At 70.1% G+C, this 21,549-nt stretch carries 18 protein-coding genes and 1 tRNA gene; 11 read left to right on the top strand and 8 right to left on the bottom strand.

The genetic code is table 11. The annotated features are described in order from the left end of the window. Position 1 precedes the first annotated feature (1 nt). The 10 genes from DVW87_RS15125 (at position 2) to DVW87_RS15080 (ending at position 10,707) form a co-directional block, all read left to right on the top strand. Positions 2 to 2,170 carry a sodium-translocating pyrophosphatase gene (locus tag DVW87_RS15125; protein ID WP_114688634.1) on the top strand — a complete coding sequence of 723 codons (2,169 nt, stop codon included), beginning with the start codon at positions 2 to 4 and terminating at the stop codon, positions 2,168 to 2,170. A 370-nt stretch (positions 2,171 to 2,540) separates the two neighbouring features. After that, the gene (locus tag DVW87_RS15120; protein WP_114688633.1) at positions 2,541 to 4,214 is read left to right on the top strand and encodes a DNA methyltransferase; all 1,674 of its coding nucleotides are present in this window, start codon (positions 2,541 to 2,543) and stop codon (positions 4,212 to 4,214) included. A 134-nt stretch (positions 4,215 to 4,348) separates the two neighbouring features. Beyond that, positions 4,349 to 4,594: a translation initiation factor IF-1 gene (gene infA / locus DVW87_RS15115; protein WP_017977808.1), complete on the top strand. Its 246-nt coding sequence runs from the start codon at positions 4,349 to 4,351 to the stop codon at positions 4,592 to 4,594. A 14-nt stretch (positions 4,595 to 4,608) separates the two neighbouring features. Beyond that, a complete protein-coding gene (locus DVW87_RS15110) occupies positions 4,609 to 5,181 on the top strand; it encodes a Maf family protein (protein ID WP_114688632.1) in 573 nt (190 codons plus the stop codon). Continuing rightward, positions 5,174 to 6,118, top strand: a complete 945-nt coding sequence (locus tag DVW87_RS15105) for a ribonuclease (protein WP_114688631.1) — start codon at positions 5,174 to 5,176, stop codon at positions 6,116 to 6,118. Before DVW87_RS15110 ends, DVW87_RS15105 begins: the two co-directional genes overlap by 8 nt. After that, the gene (yacG, locus tag DVW87_RS15100; RefSeq protein WP_114688630.1) at positions 6,118 to 6,300 is read left to right on the top strand and encodes a DNA gyrase inhibitor YacG; all 183 of its coding nucleotides are present in this window, start codon (positions 6,118 to 6,120) and stop codon (positions 6,298 to 6,300) included. The genes DVW87_RS15105 and yacG overlap by 1 nt, the downstream gene beginning before the upstream one ends. A 30-nt stretch (positions 6,301 to 6,330) precedes the next feature. Next, a tRNA-Phe gene (locus DVW87_RS15095) sits at positions 6,331 to 6,405 on the top strand. 31 nt (positions 6,406 to 6,436) lie between these two features. After that, complete coding sequence (locus tag DVW87_RS15090) at positions 6,437 to 7,084, top strand: sulfite oxidase-like oxidoreductase (protein WP_114688629.1); 648 nt, start codon at positions 6,437 to 6,439, stop codon at positions 7,082 to 7,084. A 66-nt stretch (positions 7,085 to 7,150) separates the two neighbouring features. Next, a complete protein-coding gene (locus DVW87_RS15085; RefSeq protein WP_114688628.1) occupies positions 7,151 to 9,640 on the top strand; it encodes a DegT/DnrJ/EryC1/StrS family aminotransferase in 2,490 nt (829 codons plus the stop codon). Next, positions 9,637 to 10,707, top strand: coding sequence for a glycosyltransferase family 2 protein (locus DVW87_RS15080; RefSeq protein ID WP_114688627.1), 1,071 nt, complete (start codon positions 9,637 to 9,639; stop codon positions 10,705 to 10,707). The genes DVW87_RS15085 and DVW87_RS15080 overlap by 4 nt, the downstream gene beginning before the upstream one ends. Positions 10,708 to 10,880: 173 nt before the next feature. On the opposite strand, the gene DVW87_RS15075 is transcribed toward DVW87_RS15080, so the two are convergent. From DVW87_RS15075 to DVW87_RS15050, 6 genes are read right to left on the bottom strand one after another with little or no spacing between them, the layout of a single operon-like run. Continuing rightward, positions 10,881 to 12,263 (bottom strand): alpha,alpha-trehalose-phosphate synthase (UDP-forming), encoded by a 1,383-nt coding sequence (locus DVW87_RS15075; protein ID WP_114688626.1) that lies wholly within the window; start codon positions 12,261 to 12,263, stop codon positions 10,881 to 10,883. 10 nt (positions 12,264 to 12,273) lie between these two features. Beyond that, complete coding sequence (locus tag DVW87_RS15070) at positions 12,274 to 14,055, bottom strand: glycoside hydrolase family 15 protein (RefSeq protein WP_114688625.1); 1,782 nt, start codon at positions 14,053 to 14,055, stop codon at positions 12,274 to 12,276. Next, positions 14,052 to 14,843 (bottom strand): trehalose-phosphatase, encoded by a 792-nt coding sequence (gene otsB / locus DVW87_RS15065; RefSeq protein WP_114688624.1) that lies wholly within the window; start codon positions 14,841 to 14,843, stop codon positions 14,052 to 14,054. The genes DVW87_RS15070 and otsB overlap by 4 nt, the downstream gene beginning before the upstream one ends. 48 nt (positions 14,844 to 14,891) lie before the next feature. Next, on the bottom strand, positions 14,892 to 15,947 hold the full coding sequence (locus DVW87_RS15060; RefSeq protein ID WP_114688623.1) for a PLP-dependent cysteine synthase family protein: 1,056 nt from the start codon (positions 15,945 to 15,947) through the stop codon (positions 14,892 to 14,894). Further along, positions 15,944 to 16,450 carry an asparaginase domain-containing protein gene (locus tag DVW87_RS15055; protein WP_114688622.1) on the bottom strand — a complete coding sequence of 169 codons (507 nt, stop codon included), beginning with the start codon at positions 16,448 to 16,450 and terminating at the stop codon, positions 15,944 to 15,946. Before DVW87_RS15055 ends, DVW87_RS15060 begins: the two co-directional genes overlap by 4 nt. After that, positions 16,447 to 18,486: a M3 family metallopeptidase gene (locus DVW87_RS15050; RefSeq protein ID WP_420822350.1), complete on the bottom strand. Its 2,040-nt coding sequence runs from the start codon at positions 18,484 to 18,486 to the stop codon at positions 16,447 to 16,449. Before DVW87_RS15050 ends, DVW87_RS15055 begins: the two co-directional genes overlap by 4 nt. A gap of 188 nt (positions 18,487 to 18,674) precedes the next feature. Here DVW87_RS15050 and DVW87_RS15045 point away from each other — a divergent pair, with 188 nt between their 5' ends. Next, positions 18,675 to 19,655, top strand: coding sequence for a bile acid:sodium symporter family protein (locus DVW87_RS15045; RefSeq protein ID WP_114688620.1), 981 nt, complete (start codon positions 18,675 to 18,677; stop codon positions 19,653 to 19,655). On the opposite strand, the gene DVW87_RS15040 is transcribed toward DVW87_RS15045, so the two are convergent. Together DVW87_RS15040 and DVW87_RS15035 are read right to left on the bottom strand one after the other, a co-directional pair. After that, entirely contained in the window at positions 19,639 to 20,043 is a 405-nt protein-coding gene (locus tag DVW87_RS15040) for a Zn-ribbon domain-containing OB-fold protein (protein WP_114688619.1), read from the bottom strand. The genes DVW87_RS15045 and DVW87_RS15040 overlap by 17 nt on opposite strands. Continuing rightward, entirely contained in the window at positions 20,043 to 21,194 is a 1,152-nt protein-coding gene (locus DVW87_RS15035) for a thiolase domain-containing protein (RefSeq protein WP_114688778.1), read from the bottom strand. Before DVW87_RS15035 ends, DVW87_RS15040 begins: the two co-directional genes overlap by 1 nt. Positions 21,195 to 21,549 lie beyond the last annotated feature (355 nt).

Below are 21,549 nucleotides of genomic sequence, written 5' to 3'. Positions count from 1 at the left end.
CATGACACTCGTCAGTGCGGCCCTGATCTGCGGCGCCATCGCCGTCATCTATGGCCTCTTCACCAGCGCCCAGGTCCTGCGCGCCTCGCCCGGCGACGCGAAGATGCAGGACATCGCCGCCGCCATCCAGGAAGGCGCCAAGGCCTATCTCGGCCGCCAATACGCCACCATCGGCATCGTCGGCGTGGTGATGGCGGTGATCCTGTTCTTCACCCTTGGCCAGCTTTCGACGGTCGGCTTCGTGCTCGGCGCGGTGCTGTCGGGGGTCGCCGGCTATGTCGGCATGCACATCTCCGTGCGCGCCAACGTGCGCACGGCGGAGGCGGCGCGCACCTCGCTTCAGGGTGGCCTCACCCTCGCCTTCCGCTCCGGCGCGATCACCGGCATGCTGGTGGCGGGGCTCGGGCTGCTCGCCATCGCCGGCGTGTTCTGGTACCTGACCGGACCCGCCGGCTATGCACCGGGCGACCACCGCATCGTCGCCGCGCTCACCGCGCTGGCGTTCGGCGCCAGCCTCATCTCGATCTTCGCGCGGCTGGGCGGCGGCATCTTCACCAAGGCCGCGGACGTCGGCGCCGATCTCGTCGGCAAGGTGGAGGCGGGCATCCCGGAGGACGACCCCCGCAACCCCGCCGTCATCGCGGACAATGTCGGCGACAATGTCGGCGACTGCGCAGGGATGGCCGCCGACCTGTTCGAAACCTATGTGGTCACGCTCGGCCTGACGATGGTGTCCATCGCGCTGCTGCTGCCGAACTCGGACCATCTCGCGGCGCTGATGGCGCTGCCGCTGGTGGTCGGCGGCGCGTGCATCCTGTCCTCGATCCTCGGCACCTACATGGTCCGCCTGGGCCGCGGCGAGAGCATCATGGGGGCGCTCTACAAGGGCTTCTGGACCACGGCGATCGTCTCCGTGCCGCTGATCTGGGGCGTCACGAAATGGGCGCTGGGCGACCTGAACGTGAACCTCAACGCCTCGGCCTTTCTCGACGGCGCCAACACCGCCGTCACCGAGGCGCCCGCCGCCGGCACCGCCGCGCTCGCCTTTACCGGAATGGACCTGTTCTGGTGCATGATGATCGGGCTGGGCGTCACCGGCCTGCTCGTCTGGATCACCGAATATTATACCGGCACCAACCATCGCCCGGTGAAGTCGATCGCCAAGGCCTCCGCCACCGGCCACGGCACCAACGTGATCCAGGGCCTGGCGATCTCCCTCGAATCGACCGCGCTGCCCACGCTCGTGATCGTCGTCGCGGTGGTCGCCGCCTATCAGCTCGCCGGGATCATCGGCGTGGCGTTCGCCGCCACCTCGCTGCTGGCGCTGGCCGGCATGGTGGTGGCGCTGGACGCCTATGGCCCGGTGACGGACAATGCCGGCGGCATCGCCGAGATGGCGGGCCTGCCCGACGACGTGCGCCACCGCACCGACGCGCTGGACGCGGTCGGCAACACGACCAAGGCGGTGACCAAGGGCTATGCGATCGGCTCCGCCGCGCTCGCCGCGCTGGTGCTGTTCGGCGCCTACACCACCGATCTCGAACGCTATGCCGATGCGCTGGGCCTGACCGAGCCGGTGAACTTCAGCCTCAACAACCCGTATGTCATCGTCGGCCTCCTGCTCGGCGCGCTGCTGCCGTATCTGTTCGGCGCGTTCGGCATGACCGCGGTGGGCCGGGCCGCCGGCCATGTGGTGGAGGACGTGCGCGCGCAGTTCCGCGACAATCCCGGCATCATGGCAGGCACCAGCCGCCCCGATTACGCGCGCACCGTCGACATCGTCACGCGCGCCGCGATCCGCGAGATGATCGTGCCCTCGCTGCTGCCGGTGCTCTCGCCGGTGGCGGTGTTCTTCCTCGTCTCAGGCGTGTCCGGGCGCGAACAGGGGTTTGCGGCGCTGGGCGCGATGCTGCTCGGCGTGATCGTCTCCGGCCTGTTCGTCGCCATCTCGATGACGAGCGGCGGCGGCGCGTGGGACAATGCCAAGAAATATATCGAGGACGGCAATTACGGCGGCAAGGGATCGGAAGCGCACAAGGCCGCGGTGACCGGCGACACGGTGGGCGATCCCTACAAGGACACGGCCGGCCCGGCGGTGAACCCGATGATCAAGATCACCAACATCGTCGCCTTGCTGCTGCTCGCCGCGCTGGCCGGCGGCGCCGGCTGATCGAGCCTGTCCGGAGGCGGCCGGCTTCCCGCCGGTCGCCCGTGCTCCGCCCTAGCGCAGCACCATCGCCAGCGTTTCCGCCACGCCCGCCACAAGCCCCCAGCCGCCGATCGCCGCCGCGCCCAGCAACGCGATGCGCATGCGGGGGGAATAGACCTGTTCCAACGCCTTATCATCCTCTCGTTCTTGTAACGCAGATCAAACTACAGGACCGCGGCGGGCGCAACCGGGTCGACGCGATCACCCTGATCGGCTGCGTCTATCGTCAAGCGCGAACGGCTCCACCGCGGAGCCGCCGGGGCCGGAAAAGCCGCAGCAATGGACCAGCCCGCGAAAGACACGCGCGCCTTGCCGTGATTCCTCTGCCGCCATGCAGAACCGCCCGGCCAACCACCTTTATTACGGCGACAACCTGACGGTGCTCCGCCGCGAGATCGCCGACGCCAGCGTGGACCTCGTCTATCTCGATCCGCCGTTCAACTCGAACGCCAACTACAACATCCTGTTCAAGTCGCCGACCGGCACCCGGGCCGACGCGCAGATCGAGGCGTTCGAGGACACCTGGCACTGGAACGACGCGGCGGAAGCCGCCTTCGACGCGGTCGCGCGCAGCGGCAACACCAAGGCGTTCGACCTCCTGAACGCGATGCGCGCCTTTCTCGGCGAGAACGACATGATGGCCTATCTGGCGATGATGGCGGTGCGCCTGCTCGAACTGCACCGCGTCCTGAAGCCGACCGGCAGCCTGTACCTCCACTGCGACCCCACCGCGAGCCACTACCTCAAGCTGCTGCTGGACGGAGTGTTCAGCGCCGACCGGTTCCGCAGCGAGGTGATCTGGAAGCGGACCAGCGCGCACAACAGCGCCAGGCGCTGGGGCCCGATCCACGACGTTATCCTGTTCTATGCGCGATCGGGCGACTATCGGTGGAACCGCACCTTTCAGGCGTATGAAGAGGCCTATGTGGATCGCTATTACCGCTTCAGGGACGATGCCGGCCGCCGCTTCCGGCTCAGCGATCTCACGGCAAGCGGCACGCGCAACGGAGAAAGCGGCCAGCCCTGGAACGGCTTCGATCCGACGCGCCACGGCCGGCACTGGGCCATTCCCGGGATCATCAAGGAAGAGTTCGCCGATGCGCCGGTCGGCCTGAAGACGCTGGGCTGGCTCGACCTGCTGAACAAGCATGGCCTTGTCACGATGAGCGGCGACGGGATCGGCTGGCCCCACTTCAAGCGCTATCTCGATCGCATGGAAGGGCAGTCGCCGCAGGACATCATCGACGACATTCCACCGCTCAGCCAGCGCCACGCCGAACGCCTCGGCTATCCCACGCAGAAGCCGCTTGCCCTGCTCGAGCGGATCATCGCCGCCTCCTCGGACGAGGGCGACGTCGTGCTGGACCCGTTCTGCGGCTGCGGCACCGCGGTGCATGCCGCGCAGAAGCTCGGGCGGCAGTGGATCGGCATCGATGTCACCCACCTCGCCATCAGCCTCATCGAGAAGCGCATGAAGGCCGCCTTCCCGGACGCGAGCTTCACCGTGGAGGGCACGCCCAGGGACCTCGCCTCGGCGGAGGACCTTGCCCGCCGCGACAAATACCAGTTCCAGTGGTGGGCGGTCTCCATGGTCGACGCCATGCCCTTTGGCGGCCGAAAGAAGGGCGCGGACGGCGGGATCGACGGCATCATCTATTTCCGCCCCGATGGCCGGCGCACCGAAAAGGCGCTGGTCTCGGTGAAGGGCGGCGACAATGTCGGCGTGCAGATGATCCGCGACCTGCATTCGGCGATGGAGCGCGAGCGCGCGCCGATCGGCGTGTTCCTCACCAAGGCACTCCCGTCCAAGCCGATGGAGCGCGAAGCGGTCGCCGTGGGCGTCTTCCATTCGGAAGCCACGGGGCGCAGCTATCCGCGCCTCCAGATCCTCACGCTGGCCGAGCTGTTCCAGGGGAAGAAGCCCGACATCCCCTGGGTGGACGGCCATGCCGCGTTCAGGCGCGCGGCGCGCGAGGAAAGCGCGCATCAGGGCAGCCTGTTGTGAGCCGCCGCCCCTCGTAAAATCCGCCCCCCTCCCCATATCGGCCGGGCGCGGCGGCGACACCGATCGCCCGCGCCTTCCCTTTTCATCGGCAAGCGGGTACAGCCCCGCGCGCAAAATCAACCTGGGGTGTTTGTTTGGCCAAGGAAGAACTTCTCGAAATGCGCGGCCGGGTGGTCGAGCTGCTGCCCAATGCGATGTTCCGCGTGCAGCTGGAAAACGATCACGAAATCCTCGGTCACACCGCGGGCAAGATGCGCAAGAACCGCATCCGCGTGCTGGTCGGCGACGAGGTGCTGGTCGAGCTGACGCCGTACGATCTCACCAAGGGTCGCATCACCTACCGCTTCATGCCCGGCCGCGGCGGACCCGGCCCGCAATAAGCGCGCATTCCGGCGTGCCCCGGCTCGTTCTCGCCTCCACCAGCCCGCGCCGTCGCGAGTTGCTGGCGCGCATCGGCGTCGTGCCCGCGCGCCTGGCCGCGCCCGACATCGACGAACGCCCGCTGCCCGGCGAGCGCCCGCGCGACTATGTGCTGCGGCTGGCGATCGGCAAGGCGCAGGCGGTGGAGCGTGCCGAAGGCGAGGTGGTGCTCGCCGGCGACACCACCGTGGCGGTGGGCCGCCGCATCCTCGAAAAGCCGGTGGACGAGGCGGACCTGCGCCGCATGCTCGGCCTGCTCTCCGGCCGCCGCCACCATTGCTACACCGCCGTTGCCGCCATCGACACGGCCGGCACGCTGCGCACCCGCCTGTCGGACACGATCGTCGCCTTCAAGCCGCTCTCCGCTGCCGAGATCGACGGGTACGTCGCCAGCGGCGAGGGCATGGGCAAGGCCGGGGGCTATGCCATCCAGGGCCGTGCCGAGGCGTTCGTCCGCTATCTCGCCGGCAGCCATTCGGGCGTGGTCGGCCTGCCGGTGTTCGAAACGCGGGCGCTGCTCACCGCCGCCGGGCTGCCGCTTGGCTGAGTGGCTGTACGAAGCGGGCATCGGCGAGAACCGTGCCGCGCTGGTGGCGGACGATCGCCTTCTTCAGGCCCGGATCGAGCTGCCCGGCCTGCGCGCCGGCACGGTCGCCCGCGCCCGGCTGCGCGATCGCGGCACCGGCCTCGTCGAGCTCGAGGGCGGCGAGGAGGCGCTGGTCGCCCCCGTCCCCGCCGGCCTGCCCGAAGGCGGCGCGCTGACGGTCGAGATCGTGCGCGAGGCGATGCCGGAACGCGGCCGCGCCAAGCGCGCCAGGGCGGTGCCGAGCGACGCCGCTCCCGCCCCCGGCCCGGACCTGCTCGCCCGCATCGCCGCCACTGGATTGTCCGTGCGCACGCTGCGGCCGCACGAGCCGGACCTGCTGGAACAGGCCGGCTGGGGCGAGGTGCTGGAGGAAGCGACGGACGGCGAGATCGTGTTCGGTCGCGGCGCGCTGCGCATGAGCGTGACGCCGGCCATGACCCTGTTCGACGTCGACGGCGCCGCCCCGCTGGAACCGCTTGCGGTGGCCGCCGCCACCGCTGTGGGCGCGGCGATCGTCCGCCACGACGTGACCGGATCGATCGGCATCGACTTCCCGACCCTGGAGGGACGGGCCCCGCGCCAGGCCGTCGCCGCCGCGCTGGATGCCGCACTGGCGGCCGGCGGCGCCGGACCGTTCGAGCGCACCGCGGTGAACGGCTTCGGCTTCCTGCAACTGATCCGCCGGCGCACCCGGCCGTCGCTCCCCGAACTGCTGCTGGCCGATCCCGCCGCCGCCGCGCTGCGGGCGCTGCTGCGCCGGCTGGAGCGGGTGCCTCCGCCCGGCACGCCGCGCCAGCCCGTGACCCGCGCGATGGCCGCCACCCTCGCCCGCCATCCGGAATGGAGCGAGGAGCTTGCCCGCCGCACGGGCGTTGTCACCCGGTTCGAGACAGACTGATGCCCGCCTCCGATTGCCCCCTCTGCGGCAAGCCCGCCGCCCCTGCCCACCGGCCGTTCTGCAGCCAGGGCTGCCGCGACCGCGACCTGCTCCAATGGCTGGGCGGCGGCTATGCCCTGCCCGGGCCACCCGTCGATCCGGACGACATCAACGGGCTGGACAGGCCCGATCGAAGCGACTAGGAGGCGCCTTCTTCGCGGTTTCGCGGATGTGCCTGAGTAGCTCAGTGGTAGAGCAGACGACTGAAAATCGTCGTGTCGGTGGTTCGACTCCGCCCTCGGGCACCACTTCCCTCCCCACCATCTGACGGAGGTTGACGTGGCCGAAGAAGATCTGCCTCCCGACAGCAAGCTCACCCGCTCCAAGCAGCGCTGGGCCGGGGAACACAGGTTCCTGACCGGCCGCACCGGCGACGACCGCCTGCCGCCCGGCCAGCACCTCGTCGCCAACTGGCCGGTGCTCGATCTTGGCCGCACGCCGGACGTGTCCACCGATCGCTGGCGCCTGCGCATCGGCGGCATGGTGGAGCATCCGCTCGACCTCGACTGGCCCGCCTTTCTCGCCCTGCCGCAGGCGGACGATCGCAGCGACATCCACTGCGTCACCACCTGGTCGCGCTACGACAATGACTGGAGGGGCGTTTCCACGCAGACGCTGCTGGAGGCGGTGCAGCCGAAGGCGGAAGCGCGCTTCGTGATGCTGCACGGCTATGACGGCTACACCACCAACGTTCCGCTGGAGGATTTCGCCAGCCCGCACGCGCTGGTCGCCCATCGCTGGCAGGGCAAGCCGCTGACGCGCGAGCATGGCGGGCCGGCGCGCCTCGTGATCCCGCACCTGTATTTCTGGAAAAGCGCCAAGTGGATCAGCAGGATCGACTTTCTCGGCGCCGACAAGCCGGGCTTCTGGGAGGTGAACGGCTACCATCTGCGCGGCGATCCCTGGGCGGAGCAGCGTTACTCCTGAGGGTAACCCAATCTTAGCCACCCGCGGGGCAGAAGCAGCCGGTTTCCACGGTCAGGCGCTTTCCGCATGCTTCGTTATCCGCTCATCGCCCCGCAACCGCCGCGCCTGAGCGACATGACGGACGGCCTGCGCCGGATCGAGGCGTCGGGCACCTTTTCCAACAACGGCCCCGAAGTCCGCGCGTTCGAGGCGGAGGCGACCGAGCGGCTGTTCGGCGGCAAGGGCGCCAGCCTGGCCGTCTCCAACGCGACCCTGGGCCTGATGGTCGCCATTCACGAGGCGGCAGGCCCGCATTCGGGCGGCAAGCTCGCGCTGATGCCCGCGCTCACCTTTGCCGCCACCGGCCAGGCGGCGCTCTGGGCCGGGCTGACGCCGCTCATCTGCGACATCGACCGCGACGATTGGGGCGCCTGCGCCCGGGCGGAGGAGCGGCTGCTCGCCGAACATGGCGAGCGCGTCGCGGTGATCGTGCCCTATGCCACGTTCGGCAACGCCATCGACCTCGATCGCTATGCCTGGCTGTCGCGCGAGTTCGGCGTGGGCGTGGTGATCGATGCCGCCGCCTCGCTCGGCACCACCGACGCGGACGGCGAAGGCTTCGGCGCCGACGCGCCGTTCGCCGTCGTCTATTCGATGCATGCGACCAAGACCTTCGCGGTGGCGGAAGGCGGCCTGATCCATTCGGGCAATGCGGCGCTGATCGATTCGCTGCGCGGACGCATCAATTTCGGCTTCCAGGGCCATCGCAGCGCCAGCGTGCTGGGCGTCAACGCCAAGCTGCCGGAGGTCACCGCCCTGATGGCCCGCGCCAAGCTCGCCGAGATCGACGCGGTGTGCGCCAACCGCTCGGCGGTCGACGCCGCCTATGCCGCGCACCTCGATGGTCTCACCCTTCAGAAGACCAGCGGCCGGCGCCGGGCGATGCAGTTCATGCCGGCGCTGCTGCCGCGCGAGCTTGCCCCCCGCCGCGACGCGATCCTCGCCGCGCTGGCCGAGGACGGAATCGGCGCCGCCACCTATTTCAGCCCGCATCTCGGCCAGCAGCCGCTGTTCCGTGACCGCGCGATGCTGACGGCCACACCCGTCGCCGACGAGATCGCCGCCCGCATCGTCTCCCTGCCGATCACCGACGCGATGGCGCCGGCGGACGCCGCGATCGTCTCCGACGCCATGAACCGCATCGTCGCGGACGAGCGCGCCCGGCTTGCCGCGCCGCCGCGCGGGGCCGTTGCCGAGGTGGTGATCGTGGGCGGCGGCCCGGCGGGCACCGCGCTCCTCACCGCCGCCACCAAGCGCGGGCTCCTGCCCAGCTTCGCGCGAGGGCTCGTGCTGATCGAGCGCGACGAGGTGGTCGGCGGCGGGCGGCTCGGCCATTATGCGATCAATTCGGACAGCACCGCCGAGACCTTTCTCAGCGCGGTGAAGGACAATGCCCATCCGGAGCTTGCCGCGCTGGTCGATCATCCGGTCGGCCGCGCCGTGGCCAGGCATAGCGGCGCGCTGGGCGTGCCGCTGTTCGAGGCGGGGCCGCTGCTGCGCGAAACGGGCGACCGGCTCGCCACGCTCGTCACGCATCATGGCGGCACCGTGCTGACCGGCCATGAGGTGCTCGCCACGCGCCAGCTTCCCGGCGGCCTGTGGTCCACCACCGTTCGCCGCCGCGCGGACGGCACCACCTTCGAGCAACTGTCCCGCAACGTGGTGATCGCCACCGGCGGCCACCAGCCGCTCGACCGGCTGGCGACGATGGAAGTGGCCGGTGCCCCTTTGCGCGATCTCGCCGCCGACCGGCTGATGCAGTCGGACGAGGTGCTGGCGCTCGGCGGACTGGCGCAGGTCGCCGATCTGCTCGCCGGCAGGCGCGCGCCGAAGGTGGCGGTGATCGGCGGCTCGACCAGCGCGCTGACCGCGGTGGCGCTGATGCTGCGCAGCCGGCCGGGCATTCCGTTCGGCACCGGCGGCGTCACCCTGCTGCACCGTCGCCCGCTGCGCCCCTTCTACCACTCGGTCGAGGCGGCGCGGGCGGAAGGCTTCACCGACTTCACCGACGACGACATCTGCCCGGTGTCCGGCTTCGTCTATCGCCTTGGCGGCTTCCGCCTCGAAGCGCGCGAACTGGTGCTGCGCATGTTGCAGGTGGACGGCCGCGCCCCCGATCCGCGCGTCGCCACGCACCGCATCGCCGGCGAGGAGGACGAGGCGGCCCGCGCCATCGTGCGCGAGGCGGACCTGGTGGTCGCCGCGCTCGGCTATCGCCCCTATGCCCTGTCGGTCGCGCAGGCGGACGGCACCCCGCTCGATCTCGCCGCCGCCCATGATCGGCCGATGGTGGACCCGCACTGCCGCGTGCTCGACGCGGGCGGCGCCCCCGTGCCCGGCCTCTACGGCATCGGCCTTGCCGCCGGCTTCGTGCCCTGGGGCCATCTCGGCGGCGAGAAGAGCTTCCGTGGCCAGGCCAACGGCCTGTGGCTGTGGCAGAACGATGTCGGCCTGATGATCGTCGACCAGATCCTGGGCGGCCAAGTACAGGGTGGGGAGGCCCGCGCCGTCGCGTGAGCCAGCCGCCCGCGACTCCTGACGTCAGCCTGCTGATCCCGACCTACAACGGCGCGGCCCTGATCGGCGAGACGCTGGAAAGCCTGCAACGCCAGACGCTGACCAACTGGGAAGCGGTGATCGTCGACGATTGCTCGCCGGACCACACGCGCGAGGTGCTCGCGGGCCTGACCGACCCGCGCTTTCGCGTGCTCCATGCGGAGAAGAACGGCGGCCCGGTGCGCACGCGCAACCTGGCGCTCGCTCATGCCCGCGGCCGGCACGTCGCCGGGCTCGACCAGGACGACCTGTGCCATCCCGAGCGGCTTTCGCGGCAGGTCGCCTTTCTCGATGCGCACCCGGACGTGGTGCTGGTGGGCAGCGCGGCGAACATCCTGGAAAACGGCATCACCCGCGCCTGGGCCGCCTATCCGCCGGTGACGACGCCGTTGCTGCTCGAATGGCTGCTCCAGATCGAAAACCCGCTCGCCTGGTCCACGGTGATGGTGCGCGGCGAGGTGGCGCGCAGCCTTCATCCCTTCACCCGGCCGGAAATCCTCTACGCGGAGGATTTCGACCTCTACCACCGGCTGTCGCGGATCGGCCGGCTCGCGCGGATCGACCTGCCGCTGCTCACCTATCGGCGGCACGGCGCCGGCGCGTCGCAGCGCTTCACCGACACGATGAACGCCAGCGCGGCCCGCGTGCTTGCCGAAGCCTATGCGCCCCGCTTCGGCGACAATGCGGGCATGATCGCCGGCCTGGTCGCGCGCCACCTGCTGCGTGGGCAGCCGGTCGCGGACCGCGCCACGCTGCAGCTGCTGGGCGACACGATCTCCGCGCTCTTGCAGGATTTCATCGCCACCCGCGCGCCGGACCGCGACAGCCGCCGCCTCATCAAGTGGGAGACGGCCCGGCGCTGGTCGCGCATCAGCCGCGCCGCCCTGCGCTCGGGCGCGCTGAGCTTTGCCGACACGGTGGCCGTGCGCCCGGCGCATCTCGGCCTTGGGTATGCCGGGCCGGAGGAGCTGCTCGCCTCCGGCCTGATCGGCGGCGTGCGCGGCGCACGGCGGCGGCGGGCGGGTTGATCTAGGGCGTGTGCTTATGAGCGGCTTAGGGCCCACGCGCTCCCCGGCGGAGGCCGGGGCCCAGTTGGGAGGCCTGAGTAACAGAAGACTGTAGCTCACCCATGAGCGTCTACCACCTGGGCCCCGGCCTTCGCCGGGGAGCCAGGTCGCTGAGCTTAGGTCTTCTGGCGCCCCTACCCCGCCACCTCCACCGTCAGCAGCGCGTCGGTGAAGGCGCGGCTCCACCAGGCGACGTCCTTCTGCTCCACCACGTCCATCAGCGCGCGCCAGCGGCGGATGCGCTCGTCCCTGGGCATGCGCAGCGCGGTGTAGATGGCATCGCCCATCTCGTCGGCGCTGTGCGGGTTGATCAGCACCGCTTCCGTCAGCTGCTCCGCCGCCCCGGCGAAGCGCGACAGGATCAGCACGCCCGGATCGTCCGGGTTCTGCGCGGCGACATATTCCTTGGCGACCAGGTTCATCCCGTCGCGCAGCGGCGTGACCAGCCCGATCTTCGCCGCGCGGTACATGCCCGCCAGCACGTCGCGAGGGTAACCGCGGTTGACGTAGCGGATCGGCACCCAGTCGTAATCGGCATGCGCGCCGTTGATGCGGCCCGCCATGCCTTCCAGCGAGGCGCGGATGCGGCGATAGCTTTCCACCGTGCCGCGGCTGGGCGGCGCGATCTGGAGGAGGAACACTTCCTTCTGCTCCTCCGGATGCGCTTCCAGAAAGCGCTCGTACCCCTGGAACCGCTCTTCCAGCCCCTTGGAATAATCGAGCCGGTCGACCCCGATGATGAGGTCGCGCCCCACCGCGGAATCGCGCATCTGGCGATAGGTGAGCCGCGCGCGCGTCGTCTGGGTCATCGCCACGAATTCGGCCGCATCGATGCCGATCGGGAACACGCAGGCCTGCACCCTGCGATGGCCGACATGCAGCATGTCGCCCTCCATCCGCGCGCCCATGTCCTCCAGGGCGAACTCGTTGAACGCCTGCAGCCATTCGTCCGCCTGGAAGCCGACCAGGTCATAGGCGAACATCGTCTCCGCCAGCGCCTTTGCCCCCGGCAGCGTGGCCAGCAGGCGCCGCGGCGGCCAGGGAATGTGCAGGAAGAAGCCGATGCGGTTCTCCACCCCCAGCTTGCGCAGCTCCGCGCCCAGCGGGAACAGGTGATAGTCCTGGATCCACACCGCATCGCCCGGCCGGATCAGCGGCGCCACCGTGCGCGCGAACCGCTCGTTCACCCGCTGATAGCCGCCGGCAAAGCTGCGCTCATATTCGGCGATGTCGGTGCGATAATGAAACAGCGGCCAGAGGGTGCGGTTGGCATAGCCCTCGTAATATTCCTCGACGTCCTGTTCCTCGAGGTCGACCGTGGCATAGGTAACCCCGTCCACTTGCGTTTCGTGCAGCGCGCCGGTGAACGTCTCGGTCTGCTCGCCCGACCAGCCGAACCACAGGCCGCCATGCTCGCGCAGCGCCGATTGCAGCGCCACGGCGAGCCCCCCTTGCGCGCCGGAATGCGAGCCGCTGGGCGCGGCCACACGGTTGGAGATCACAACCAGTCGGCTCATCGTCCCGTACTCATCGTATCGCGTTCCACGGCCTGGAGAGAAGCACCGCGCAGTTGATGATGCCGACCAGCGAGTAGGTCTGCGGGTAGTTCCCCCACAGCTCGCCCGTGTTCGGATCGATATCCTCGCTGAGCAGGCCGGCGGCGGTGCGCTTGACCAGCATCTCCTCGAACAGGGCGCGCGCGTCAACCGATCGCCCGGTCAGGTACAGCGCCTCGATCAGCCAGAAGGTGCAGACGTTGAACGCGGTTTCCGGCAGGCCGAAATCGTCCTCCGTGTCGTAGCGCAGCATGGTGGAGCCGCGGCGCAGGCCCTGCTCCACCGCCGCCAGCGTGCCGGTGAAGCGCGGGTCGTCCGGCTTCAGGAAGCGCAGGTCCAGCAACTGGATCAGGCTGGCGTCGAGATCGTCGCCGGAGAAGGTCGCGGACAGCCGGTTGGTGTCCGGCCGCCACGCGCGCTCCTCGATGGTGGCGCGGATCGTGTCGGCGCGGTTCTGCCAGAAGGCCTGGCGCTCGGGCAGTTGCAGCCGCTGCGCTATGTTCCCCAGCCGGTCGCATGCGGCCCAGCACATGGCGGTGGAATAGGTGTGCACCGCCTGGCGCGTGCGCAGCTCCCACAGGCCGGCGTCCGGCTGGTCGTGCAGTTCCCAGGCGCGCTCGCCGACGCGCTCCAGCGCCTCGAAATCGGCCAGGCTGCCCATCCGGAACAGGCGCTCGTCGAAAAAGGCCTGCGTGCTCGACAGCACGATCTGGCCATAGGCGTCGTGCTGCACCTGTTCATAGGCCTGGTTGCCCACGCGCACCGGCCCCATCCCGCGATAGCCGGGCAGGGCCTCGGCCACCCGCTCCTCCAGCTCCGCCTCGCCCAGCACGCCGTAGAGCGGCTGGATATGCCCGCCCTGCGCCTCGTCCACGATGTTGCGCAGGTAGACGAGATAGCCTTCCAGCACGTCCAGCGCGCCGAGCCGGTTGAGCGCCTGCACCGTGTAATAGGCGTCGCGGATCCAGCAATAGCGATAGTCCCAGTTGCGCTGCGACCCGGCATGTTCCGGCACCGACGTGGTGAGCGCCGCGACGATCGCGCCGGTTTCCTCGTGCTGGCACAGCTTCAGGCTGATCGCCGAGCGGATCACCGCATCCTGCCATTCCAGCGGCACGGCGAGGCCACGCACCCAATTCTGCCAGTAATAGGTCGTCGCGGCCAGCATCTCCTCCACCGCGCTGCCGACCTCGGTGGAGAAGCTCTCGTCGGGGCCGAGGAAGAAGTGCAGCGGGCGCTCGACGCGGAACGTGCGCTCCTGCTCGATCAGCCCCACCGGCGCGGTGGTGGTGAGCCGGAGCGTCATCAGCGTGCTGGGAAAGCGCAGGTGGTTGGAGCCGCCCGCCCGCACGTCGCATCCCGATCCCCAGCCGCAGGTCGGCCGGAGCTTCACGCGGATGCGCGGGGAGCCGGCCACCGGGCGCACGATGCGCACGAACGCCACCGGGCGGTACATGCGACCGAGCCGGAAGAAGCGCGGGCAGAAATCGATCACCTCGATCGCGTTGCCATGCGCATCGGTGTGGCGGGTGACCAGGATCGGCGTGTTGCGCAGGTAATGCTGCTCGGTCAGCACCGCGCCGTCGAGCTCGATCGCCCAGAAGCCGGCGTCCGGCGCTTCCCCGCCGACCAGCGCGGAGAACAGCGGGTCGCCATCCACCCGCGGCACGCAGCCCCAGACGAACCGCCCGGCCCGGTCCACCAGCGTGCTGACCTGGCAATTGCCGATCGGCCAGAGATCGAGGTCGCTCACGCCGCCTCGTCCCCCGCGGCGGCGGCCGCCCCTTCGCCACGCACGGCGGCCGCCGCCAGCCAGGCGAGCACGTCCGCCACGCCGTCCAGCCGGTAGCGCGCCGCCGTCTCGCGCGCCGGGCCGACCAGCACGCCCGCGCCGCCCAGGGCCGCGGCCGCGGCGAGGCCGGGCTCGTCGGTCACGTCGTCGCCCAGGAAGACCGGCCGCGCGCCCGCCATGTTCGGCTCCTCCATCAATGCCCGCAGCGCGCTGCCCTTGTCGCCGCCGCCGACGCGCAGCTCCGCCATCATCTTGCCGGGCTGCAACGCCACCTGGTGCGCCGCGGCCAGCCGCATGGCCAGCGCGATCGCCTCCTGCTCGACCTCGGGTGCCTGGCGGTAGTGGATCGCCACACCCAGCGGCTTGTTCTCGATCAGCACGCCGGGGTTCGCGGCGGCAAAGGCGTCCGCCTCCGCCAGGATCTCGTCCAGCGCGGCCGGGCGCTCGGCCATCACCACGCGACCATCGGCATGGACCAGCTCCACCCCGTGGCTGCCGGAGATCGCGAAGTCGACCGGCCCGAACAGCTCGCGGATCTGCGCCGCCGGACGCCCGCTGATGATCGCCACACGGCCCTCCAGCCTGGCGAGCAGCCGCCGCAGCGTGTCACGCAGCTCCGCGCTCACCGCCACGGCGTCGGGCCGTTCCGCCAGCTCCACCAGCGTGCCGTCGAAATCGAGGAAAAGGGCGGCGCCTTCCAGCAGGTCGGCCGGCGGGGGCGGCAGAATATCGTTACGGGGGTGATGCATTCACATCAAACGATGCAGGCCGGGGGACGATCCCGCAAGCACAGAAACTTAACCGAGCAGCGTCGCCATCCGCTCCGCCGCCGCCTGCCACGCGATCCCGCGTGCGGCCAGCCAGTCGTCGCAATGATAGGTGCAGCCATACCGGTCGCCGCCATCGCACAACAGGGTGACGATGCCGCCGGTTTCCCCCGCCGCCTGCATCTCGCCGGCGAGCCGCAGGCAGGCCCACAGGTTGGTGCCGGTCGAGCCGCCCACATGGCGCCCCAGCCGTGCCGACAGCGCGCGCATCGCGCCGATGCTCTCGCCGTCCGCCACCGCGATCATGCGGTCGATCACGCCGGGCACGAAGCTCGGCTCCACGCGCGGGCGGCCGATCCCCTCGATGCAGGTCGCGTCGCCTTCGTCCAGCGTCGTCACCGCGCGGTCGGCATAATGGCGGTGGAACACCGACGCGACCGGATCGGCGACGCACAATTGCGTGGCATGGCGGCGATAGCGCAGGAAGCGCCCGATCGTCGCCGACGTGCCGCCCGTCCCCGCGCCGCACACGATCCAGGCGGGCACCGGCTGCTCCTCCTCCGCCATCTGCGCGAAGATCGACTCGGCGATGTTGTTGTTGCCGCGCCAGTCGGTCGCGCGCTCGGCATAGGTGAACTGGTCGAGATAATGCCCGCCCGTCTCGGCGGCGAGCCGGTGCGCCACGTCGTACACGGCGCGCGGATCGTCCACCGCGTGGATCTCGCCGCCATGAAAGCGGATCGCGTCGAGCTTGGGCGCGGCCGTGCTCGCCGGCACCACCGCCAGGAAGCGCAGGCCGAGCATGCGGGCGAAATAGGCCTCGGACACCGCGGTGGAGCCGGACGAGGCCTCGATCACCACCGTGTCCGGCCCGATCCATTCGTTGCACAAAGCATACAGGAACAGCGAGCGCGCCAGCCGGTGCTTCAGGCTGCCGGTCGGGTGCGAGCTTTCGTCCTTCAGGTACAGCGGGATGCCCGGAAAGCGCGGCAGGTCCAGCCGGATCAGGTGCGTGTCGGCGGAGCGGTTATAGTCCGCCTCGATCCGCCGCACCGCTTCGCTCAGCCACGCCCGGTCGACGCTCATGCCGCCTCAAACGTGTTGGCCGCGCGGTTCTTGCGCACCTTGTCGCCGGGAAAGATCGTGCCGTTCATCGCGATCCACACGCCCGGCGCCGCCGTCTGCACCGCGGCGACCGCCATGCCGAGATTGAACGGCGCGTCGCTTTCGGCGAAGCGCGCCGGCGCCAGCGCGCCGACCAGCACCACCGTCTTGTTCTCGGCCGCGCCGATGCCGCCGATCGCGCGGGCGGTGTCGGCCATCGTGTCGGTGCCGTGGGTGATGACGATGCGGGCGTTCGGCGCCTCGCGCACCGCCTGCACGATCGCCGCCCGGTCCTCGTCGGTCAGCTCCAGGCTGTCCTTGCGCATCAGCTCGACCACGCGGAACGGCTGCGCCACCCGTGCCGTCGCCAGCAGCCGGCCGACCACGCTGTCGCCGATCCGATACTCGCTCAGCGCATCGAAATAGAGCTTGTCGATCGTGCCCCCGGTGGTGAGCAGCAGGATCTCGTTCGCCATCTCGGTCATCGCGCCGCGTCCGCCAGGCCGTGCCGCTCCAGCATCGCCGCCGGGTCCGGATCGCGCCCGCGAAAGGCACGGAAGCTCTCCGCCGCCGGCCGCGTCGCGCCGCGGCTCAGCACTTCCTCGCGGAAGCCGTCGCCCGTCGCGCGGTCGACCAGCCCCGCCTCGGCGAAGCGGCGGAAGCCGTCCGCCGCCAGCACCTCGGCCCACAGGTAACTGTAATAGCCCGCCGCATAGCCACCGGCGAAGATGTGCGAAAAGGCATGCGGGAAGCGATGCCATTCGGGCGGGCGGATCACCGACACCTCGTCGCGCACCGCCTCGATCACCTCCATCGGGTCATGGCCCAGCGTGCCGAGGTGCAGCAGCAGGTCGAACAAGGCGAACTCGATCTGGCGCACCAGGAACAGCCCGGACTGGAACCGCCGCGCGCCCAGCATCCGCTCGAACAGGTCGGCCGGCAGCGGCGCGCCCGTCCGGTGGTGGCCGGACATGCCGGTCAGCACTTGCGCGTCCCAGGCGAAGTCTTCCATCAGCTGGCTCGGCAGCTCGATCGCGTCCCATTCGAAGCCGCTGGTGCCCGCGATGCTCGGGCGGTTCACGCGGGTGAACAGGTGGTGGAGGCAATGCCCCGTCTCGTGCAGCAGCGTGACCACGTCATTGTGGCTCAGCAGCGACGGAGTGTCGGCCGATTTCGGCGCGAAGTTGCAGGTAAGGAACGCCACCGGCACGCCCACCGTGTTGCCGTCCTGCAACCGCGAGCGCGCCTGCGCCATCCACGCCCCCCCGCGCTTGCCGGCGCGGGCATGCAGATCGAGAAACAGGCCGGCGATCACCTGCCCTTCCTCGTCCGACACGTCGTAATAGGCCGCGTCCGGATGGTAGAGGTCGACGTCCTCGCGCCGCTCCAGCCGGATGCCGAACAGCCGCTTCAACAGCGCCTGCCAGCCCTCGATCACCCGCTCGACCGGGAAATGCGCGCGGATTTCCTGCTCGTCCAGCGCATGGCGCGCCTCGCGCAGGCGGTTGGCAGCGAACCCCACATCCCAGGGCTGAAGGTCGGCGATGCCCAGCTCGTCCGCCGCAAAGGCGCGCAGGTCGGCCAGGTCGCGCTCCGCCGCCGGCTTGGCCCGTGCGGCAAGATCGCGCAGGAAGGCGAGCACTTCGCCGGCATTGGGCGCCATCTTCGTCGCCAGCGACCGCTCCACCGGATCGGCAAAGCCCAGCAGCCCCGCCGCTTCCTGCCGCAGCGAGAGGATGCGCGCGATCCGGTCGCTATTGTCGAACTTGCCCGCATCCGGCCCCTGATCGGAGGCGCGCGTGCCGAACGCGGCATAGACCCGCGCGCGCAAGCTCCGGTTCTCGGCAAAGGTCAGCACCGCCTGCACGCTGGGCGCCTGCAACGTGACCAGCCAGCCCTCCAGGCCCTTCGCCGCAGCCGCATCGGCCATCATCGCGAGATCCGCGTCGGACAGGCCGGCAAGCACGCCTGTGTCGGTGACATGCTCGGACCAGCCGTCCGTCGCGTCCAGCACCGCGCTGGCGAACTCGGTCGCGAGCGCCGACAACTCGGTGGACACTTGCGCGAAACGCTCGCGCGCCGCCGGTTCCAGCGCCACGCCGGACAGGGTGAAGTCGCGGATCGCATGCTCCACCGCCACCCGGTCGGCGAGCGGCAGCTCGGCAAAGGCAGGCGTCGCCGAAAGGGCGGTCAGGACCTCGTACAGGTCGCGGTTCTGCGCCACGCGGATCGAATTGGCGACCAGCTTCTCCTGCGCCTCGGCATGGGCGGCGCGCAGCTCGGGCGTGTCGGCAACGCCGTGGAGATGCGACACCGCAGACCACAGCGCGTCCAGTGCGTTCTCCGCCCGCTCCAGCGGCAGCCAGGCGCCCGCAAAGTCGGTCGGACGGTCCCGCACCACCGCGGCGACGGCGGCTTCGTGATCGGCGATGGCAAGGTCGATCGCCGGCCCGATCGACTCGGGCGTGATCTGGGAAAAGGCCGGCAGGGCAAGCGGGTCGAGCAGGGTCTGGCTATCCATCGCCCCCATCTCGGACGGCGAGCGGCCGAGTGCAACCTCTGTCGAAGGTCTCCCCGTCACCCCGGACCTGTTCGGGGGTTCACCCGATCCCCTGTCCGCGAGTGCCTCGCCCCGCCGCGCAGTAGCCCCGGCACGGGGGAATGGGCGGCCGGTTCCCTTCTCCGCGCTCTGCGCCTACTCCGCGGGGCATGAAGATCGACGGCTTTCTCCTGGGCATGCTGGGCGCGGTGGCGCTGGCGCTCCTTTTCCCCCAGCTCGGCACGGCGAACGGCCCGCTGCACCTCGGCCTCGTCACCGCGATCGGCATCGGCTTCGTGTTCTTCCTTCATGGCGCCGCGCTGGCCCCGGCGGCGCTGAAGGCGGGCGCGGCGAACTGGCGGCTGCACCTGCTCGTCCATGGCAGCACGTTCGTGCTCTTTCCCGCAATCGGCTTTCTGCTGTTCCGCCTGGCCGAGCCGGTCGCCAGCTTCGAGGTGCGCACCGGCATCTTCTACCTCTGCGCGCTGCCCTCCACCATCTCCTCGTCGGTCGCGATGACCGCTCTGGGGCGCGGCAACGTGGCGGGCGCGATCTTCGATGCGACCTTGTCCGGGCTGATCGGCATGGTGGTGACGCCTGCCCTCGTCGCGCTGGTCGCCGATGCGCACGGGCACATGGCGCTGCTGCCCGCCATGCTGGACATCGCGCGCACGCTGCTGCTGCCGTTCGTGCTCGGGCAGGTCGCGCGGGCGTGGATCGGCGGGTTCATCACCCGCAACAAGGCGTGGACGAGCCGCATCGACCGCCTGGTCATCCTGCTGATCGTATTCGGTGCGTTCAGCGAATCGACCGCCGCCGGCGTCTGGACGCGCACCGATCCGCTGGTCCTCGCCGGCGTGCTGGTCACGGTGCTCGCCTTGCTGTTCGTCGTGCTGGCGCTCACCCGGCTCGCCGCGCGCCTGCTCGGCTTCTCCCTGCCGGACGAGGTCGCAGCCGTCTTCTGCGGCTCCAAGAAGAGCCTCGCCAACGGCGCGCCGATGGCCGCGATCCTGTTCGGCCAGAGCCCGAGCCTCGGCCTCATCATGCTGCCGGTGATGCTCTACCACCAGGCGCAATTGTTCGTGTGCACGATCCTCGCCCGGCGCTACGCGGCGCAGGCAGAGGCGGAGGCGCTTACCCCGCAGCCCTGAACATCGGCACCGTCGGCCCGCCGTCCGTCGCCTCGAACGACACGCGCACCCGGTCGCCGATGCGGAACGCGTCGAGGTCGCCGCGCAGGTTGGTCAGCATGCGCGGCCCCTCGTCCAGCGTGACATAGGCCACCGCATACGGCGCCCCCGCCCCGCGCCGCATCACCGACACCGTGTAGATCTCGCCGGTGCCTGCCGCTTCCCGCCATTCGGTGCGATCCGAAAAGCAGAACGGGCACAGGCTGCGCGGATAATAATGCGTCTCTCCGCAGGCCAGGCAATGCTTCAGCAGCAACCGTCCTTCGGCCGCGGCATCCCAGAAGGCCTGCGTTTCCGGGTTCACCGCCGGCGGGGCAAGCGTGCGGGTGTCGTTGGCAGGTCCGGTCATCACACACGCTCCATCACGAGGGTGGCGGCGCCGTGCCGCACGCCCAGCGACCCGCCGATCCCGGTCGCCACGGCAAGGTCGCAATTCGGCACCTGCACCTTGGGATGCGCTTCCCCGCGCAGCTGGCGCACCGCCTCGATCACCTTGGTGATGCCGCCGCGATGCATCGGGTGGTTGTTGCACAGCCCGCCGCCATCGGTGTTGAACGGCAGCTTGCCCACGCCGGAGATGAGGTTGCCGTCGGCCACGAAGCGCCCGCCCTCGCCCTTCCTGCAAAAGCCCAGATCCTCCAGCTGCATCAGCACGGTGATGGTGAAGCTGTCGTAGATCGAGGCGTATTTCATGTCCTGCGGCGTCACGCCCGCCTCGGCAAAGGCGGCCGGGCCGGACCACGCCGCGCCGCTATACGTCAGGTCCACCTTGCCGCCTGCCTGCCCCTTCGGCGCCTCGCCCGCGCCCAGCACGTTGACGATCGGGCGACCCAGCTCGCGCGCCACTTCCGGCGCGGCCACGATGATCGCGCCGCCCCCGTCCGACACCACGCAGCAGTCCAGCCGGTGCAGCGGATCGGAAATCATCGGTGAGGACAGCACGTCCTCCATGCTCACCACGTCGCGCAGCATCGCATGCTCGTTATGTTGCGCATGGGTGGAGGCGGCGACCTTGATCCAGGCGAGCTGTTCGGAGGTGGTGCCGAACTCGTGCATGTGCCGCGCGGCGACCATGCCGTAGCTGTTGTGGTTGGTGACGCCGACCCAGCCGTCGAACCCCGCCTCCGGCGCATGGCCGAGAGAACGGTTCATCGCCTCCGATCGCGGCCGCCCGGCCAGCGTGATGAGCGCCACCCGGCACTTGCCCAGCGCGATCGCCTCCGCCGCATGGGCGACGTGGAGGATGTAGGACGAGCCGCCCGTCTCCGTCGAATCGACGTGGCGCGGGCGCAGCCCCATGTAATCGACCATGGAGAGCGGGCCGAAGCCGGGCGCATCGCCGGCGCAGAAATAGCCGTCCACGTCGTCCTTGCTCAGCCCCGCATCCGCCAGGGCGCCGGCGGCGCATTCGGCATGGAGCTGCGGCGTGGACTTGTCGGGGGCAAGCCGGGTGGGATGCTCGAACACTCCGGCAATCGCCGCCTTGCGCTTGATCGTCATGCTTGCGTCCCGATGCCGCCGTCGTGGTGGGCGGGACCATACCGCCACTTCGGAAAACGGCAACAGCGCTGTTGGATCACCCTCCACACAGCGATCGGCGGCGTACCCGGAGGAAGAATAGCGTCGCGCCTGGCTTGTGCGCAGGAGATTGCGGGGTTCGGCGCTCCTCGGTCGCTTGACTTCGCTTGTTCGGCAGCGGAAACGCGAACATAGCAAGAACCCATCGCCATGTCCGAGTCTTCCTCTCCCGCCGGCCACCGGCACGACGGTCCATCCGGGCGCTTCCTCGCGATCGTGTTTCCGTGCCTGACGGGCGAGCGCCCGACGGTGGACGGCCTGGTGCCGGCCGGCGGCG

The organism is Sphingomonas aracearum, assembly GCF_003345355.1.
Taxonomy (GTDB): domain Bacteria; phylum Pseudomonadota; class Alphaproteobacteria; order Sphingomonadales; family Sphingomonadaceae; genus Sphingomonas; species Sphingomonas aracearum.
This window is presented reverse-complemented; position numbering and strand designations above follow the sequence as displayed.

Excerpts from the sequence above, each read along its gene's own strand:
- DVW87_RS15125 (WP_114688634.1), top strand. The coding sequence starts at position 2 with ATGACACTCGTCAGTGCGGCCCTGATCTGCGGCGCCATCGCCGTCATC.
- DVW87_RS15120 (WP_114688633.1), top strand. The coding sequence starts at position 2,541 with ATGCAGAACCGCCCGGCCAACCACCTTTATTACGGCGACAACCTGACG.
- yacG (WP_114688630.1), top strand. The coding sequence starts at position 6,118 with ATGCCCGCCTCCGATTGCCCCCTCTGCGGCAAGCCCGCCGCCCCTGCC.
- DVW87_RS15085 (WP_114688628.1), top strand. The coding sequence starts at position 7,151 with ATGCTTCGTTATCCGCTCATCGCCCCGCAACCGCCGCGCCTGAGCGAC.
- DVW87_RS15075 (WP_114688626.1), bottom strand. The coding sequence starts at position 12,263 with ATGAGCCGACTGGTTGTGATCTCCAACCGTGTGGCCGCGCCCAGCGGC.
- otsB (WP_114688624.1), bottom strand. The coding sequence starts at position 14,843 with ATGCATCACCCCCGTAACGATATTCTGCCGCCCCCGCCGGCCGACCTG.
- DVW87_RS15060 (WP_114688623.1), bottom strand. The coding sequence starts at position 15,947 with ATGAGCGTCGACCGGGCGTGGCTGAGCGAAGCGGTGCGGCGGATCGAG.
- DVW87_RS15055 (WP_114688622.1), bottom strand. The coding sequence starts at position 16,450 with ATGACCGAGATGGCGAACGAGATCCTGCTGCTCACCACCGGGGGCACG.
- DVW87_RS15050 (WP_420822350.1), bottom strand. The coding sequence starts at position 18,486 with ATGGATAGCCAGACCCTGCTCGACCCGCTTGCCCTGCCGGCCTTTTCC.
- DVW87_RS15045 (WP_114688620.1), top strand. The coding sequence starts at position 18,675 with ATGAAGATCGACGGCTTTCTCCTGGGCATGCTGGGCGCGGTGGCGCTG.
- DVW87_RS15040 (WP_114688619.1), bottom strand. The coding sequence starts at position 20,043 with ATGACCGGACCTGCCAACGACACCCGCACGCTTGCCCCGCCGGCGGTG.
- DVW87_RS15035 (WP_114688778.1), bottom strand. The coding sequence starts at position 21,194 with ATGACGATCAAGCGCAAGGCGGCGATTGCCGGAGTGTTCGAGCATCCC.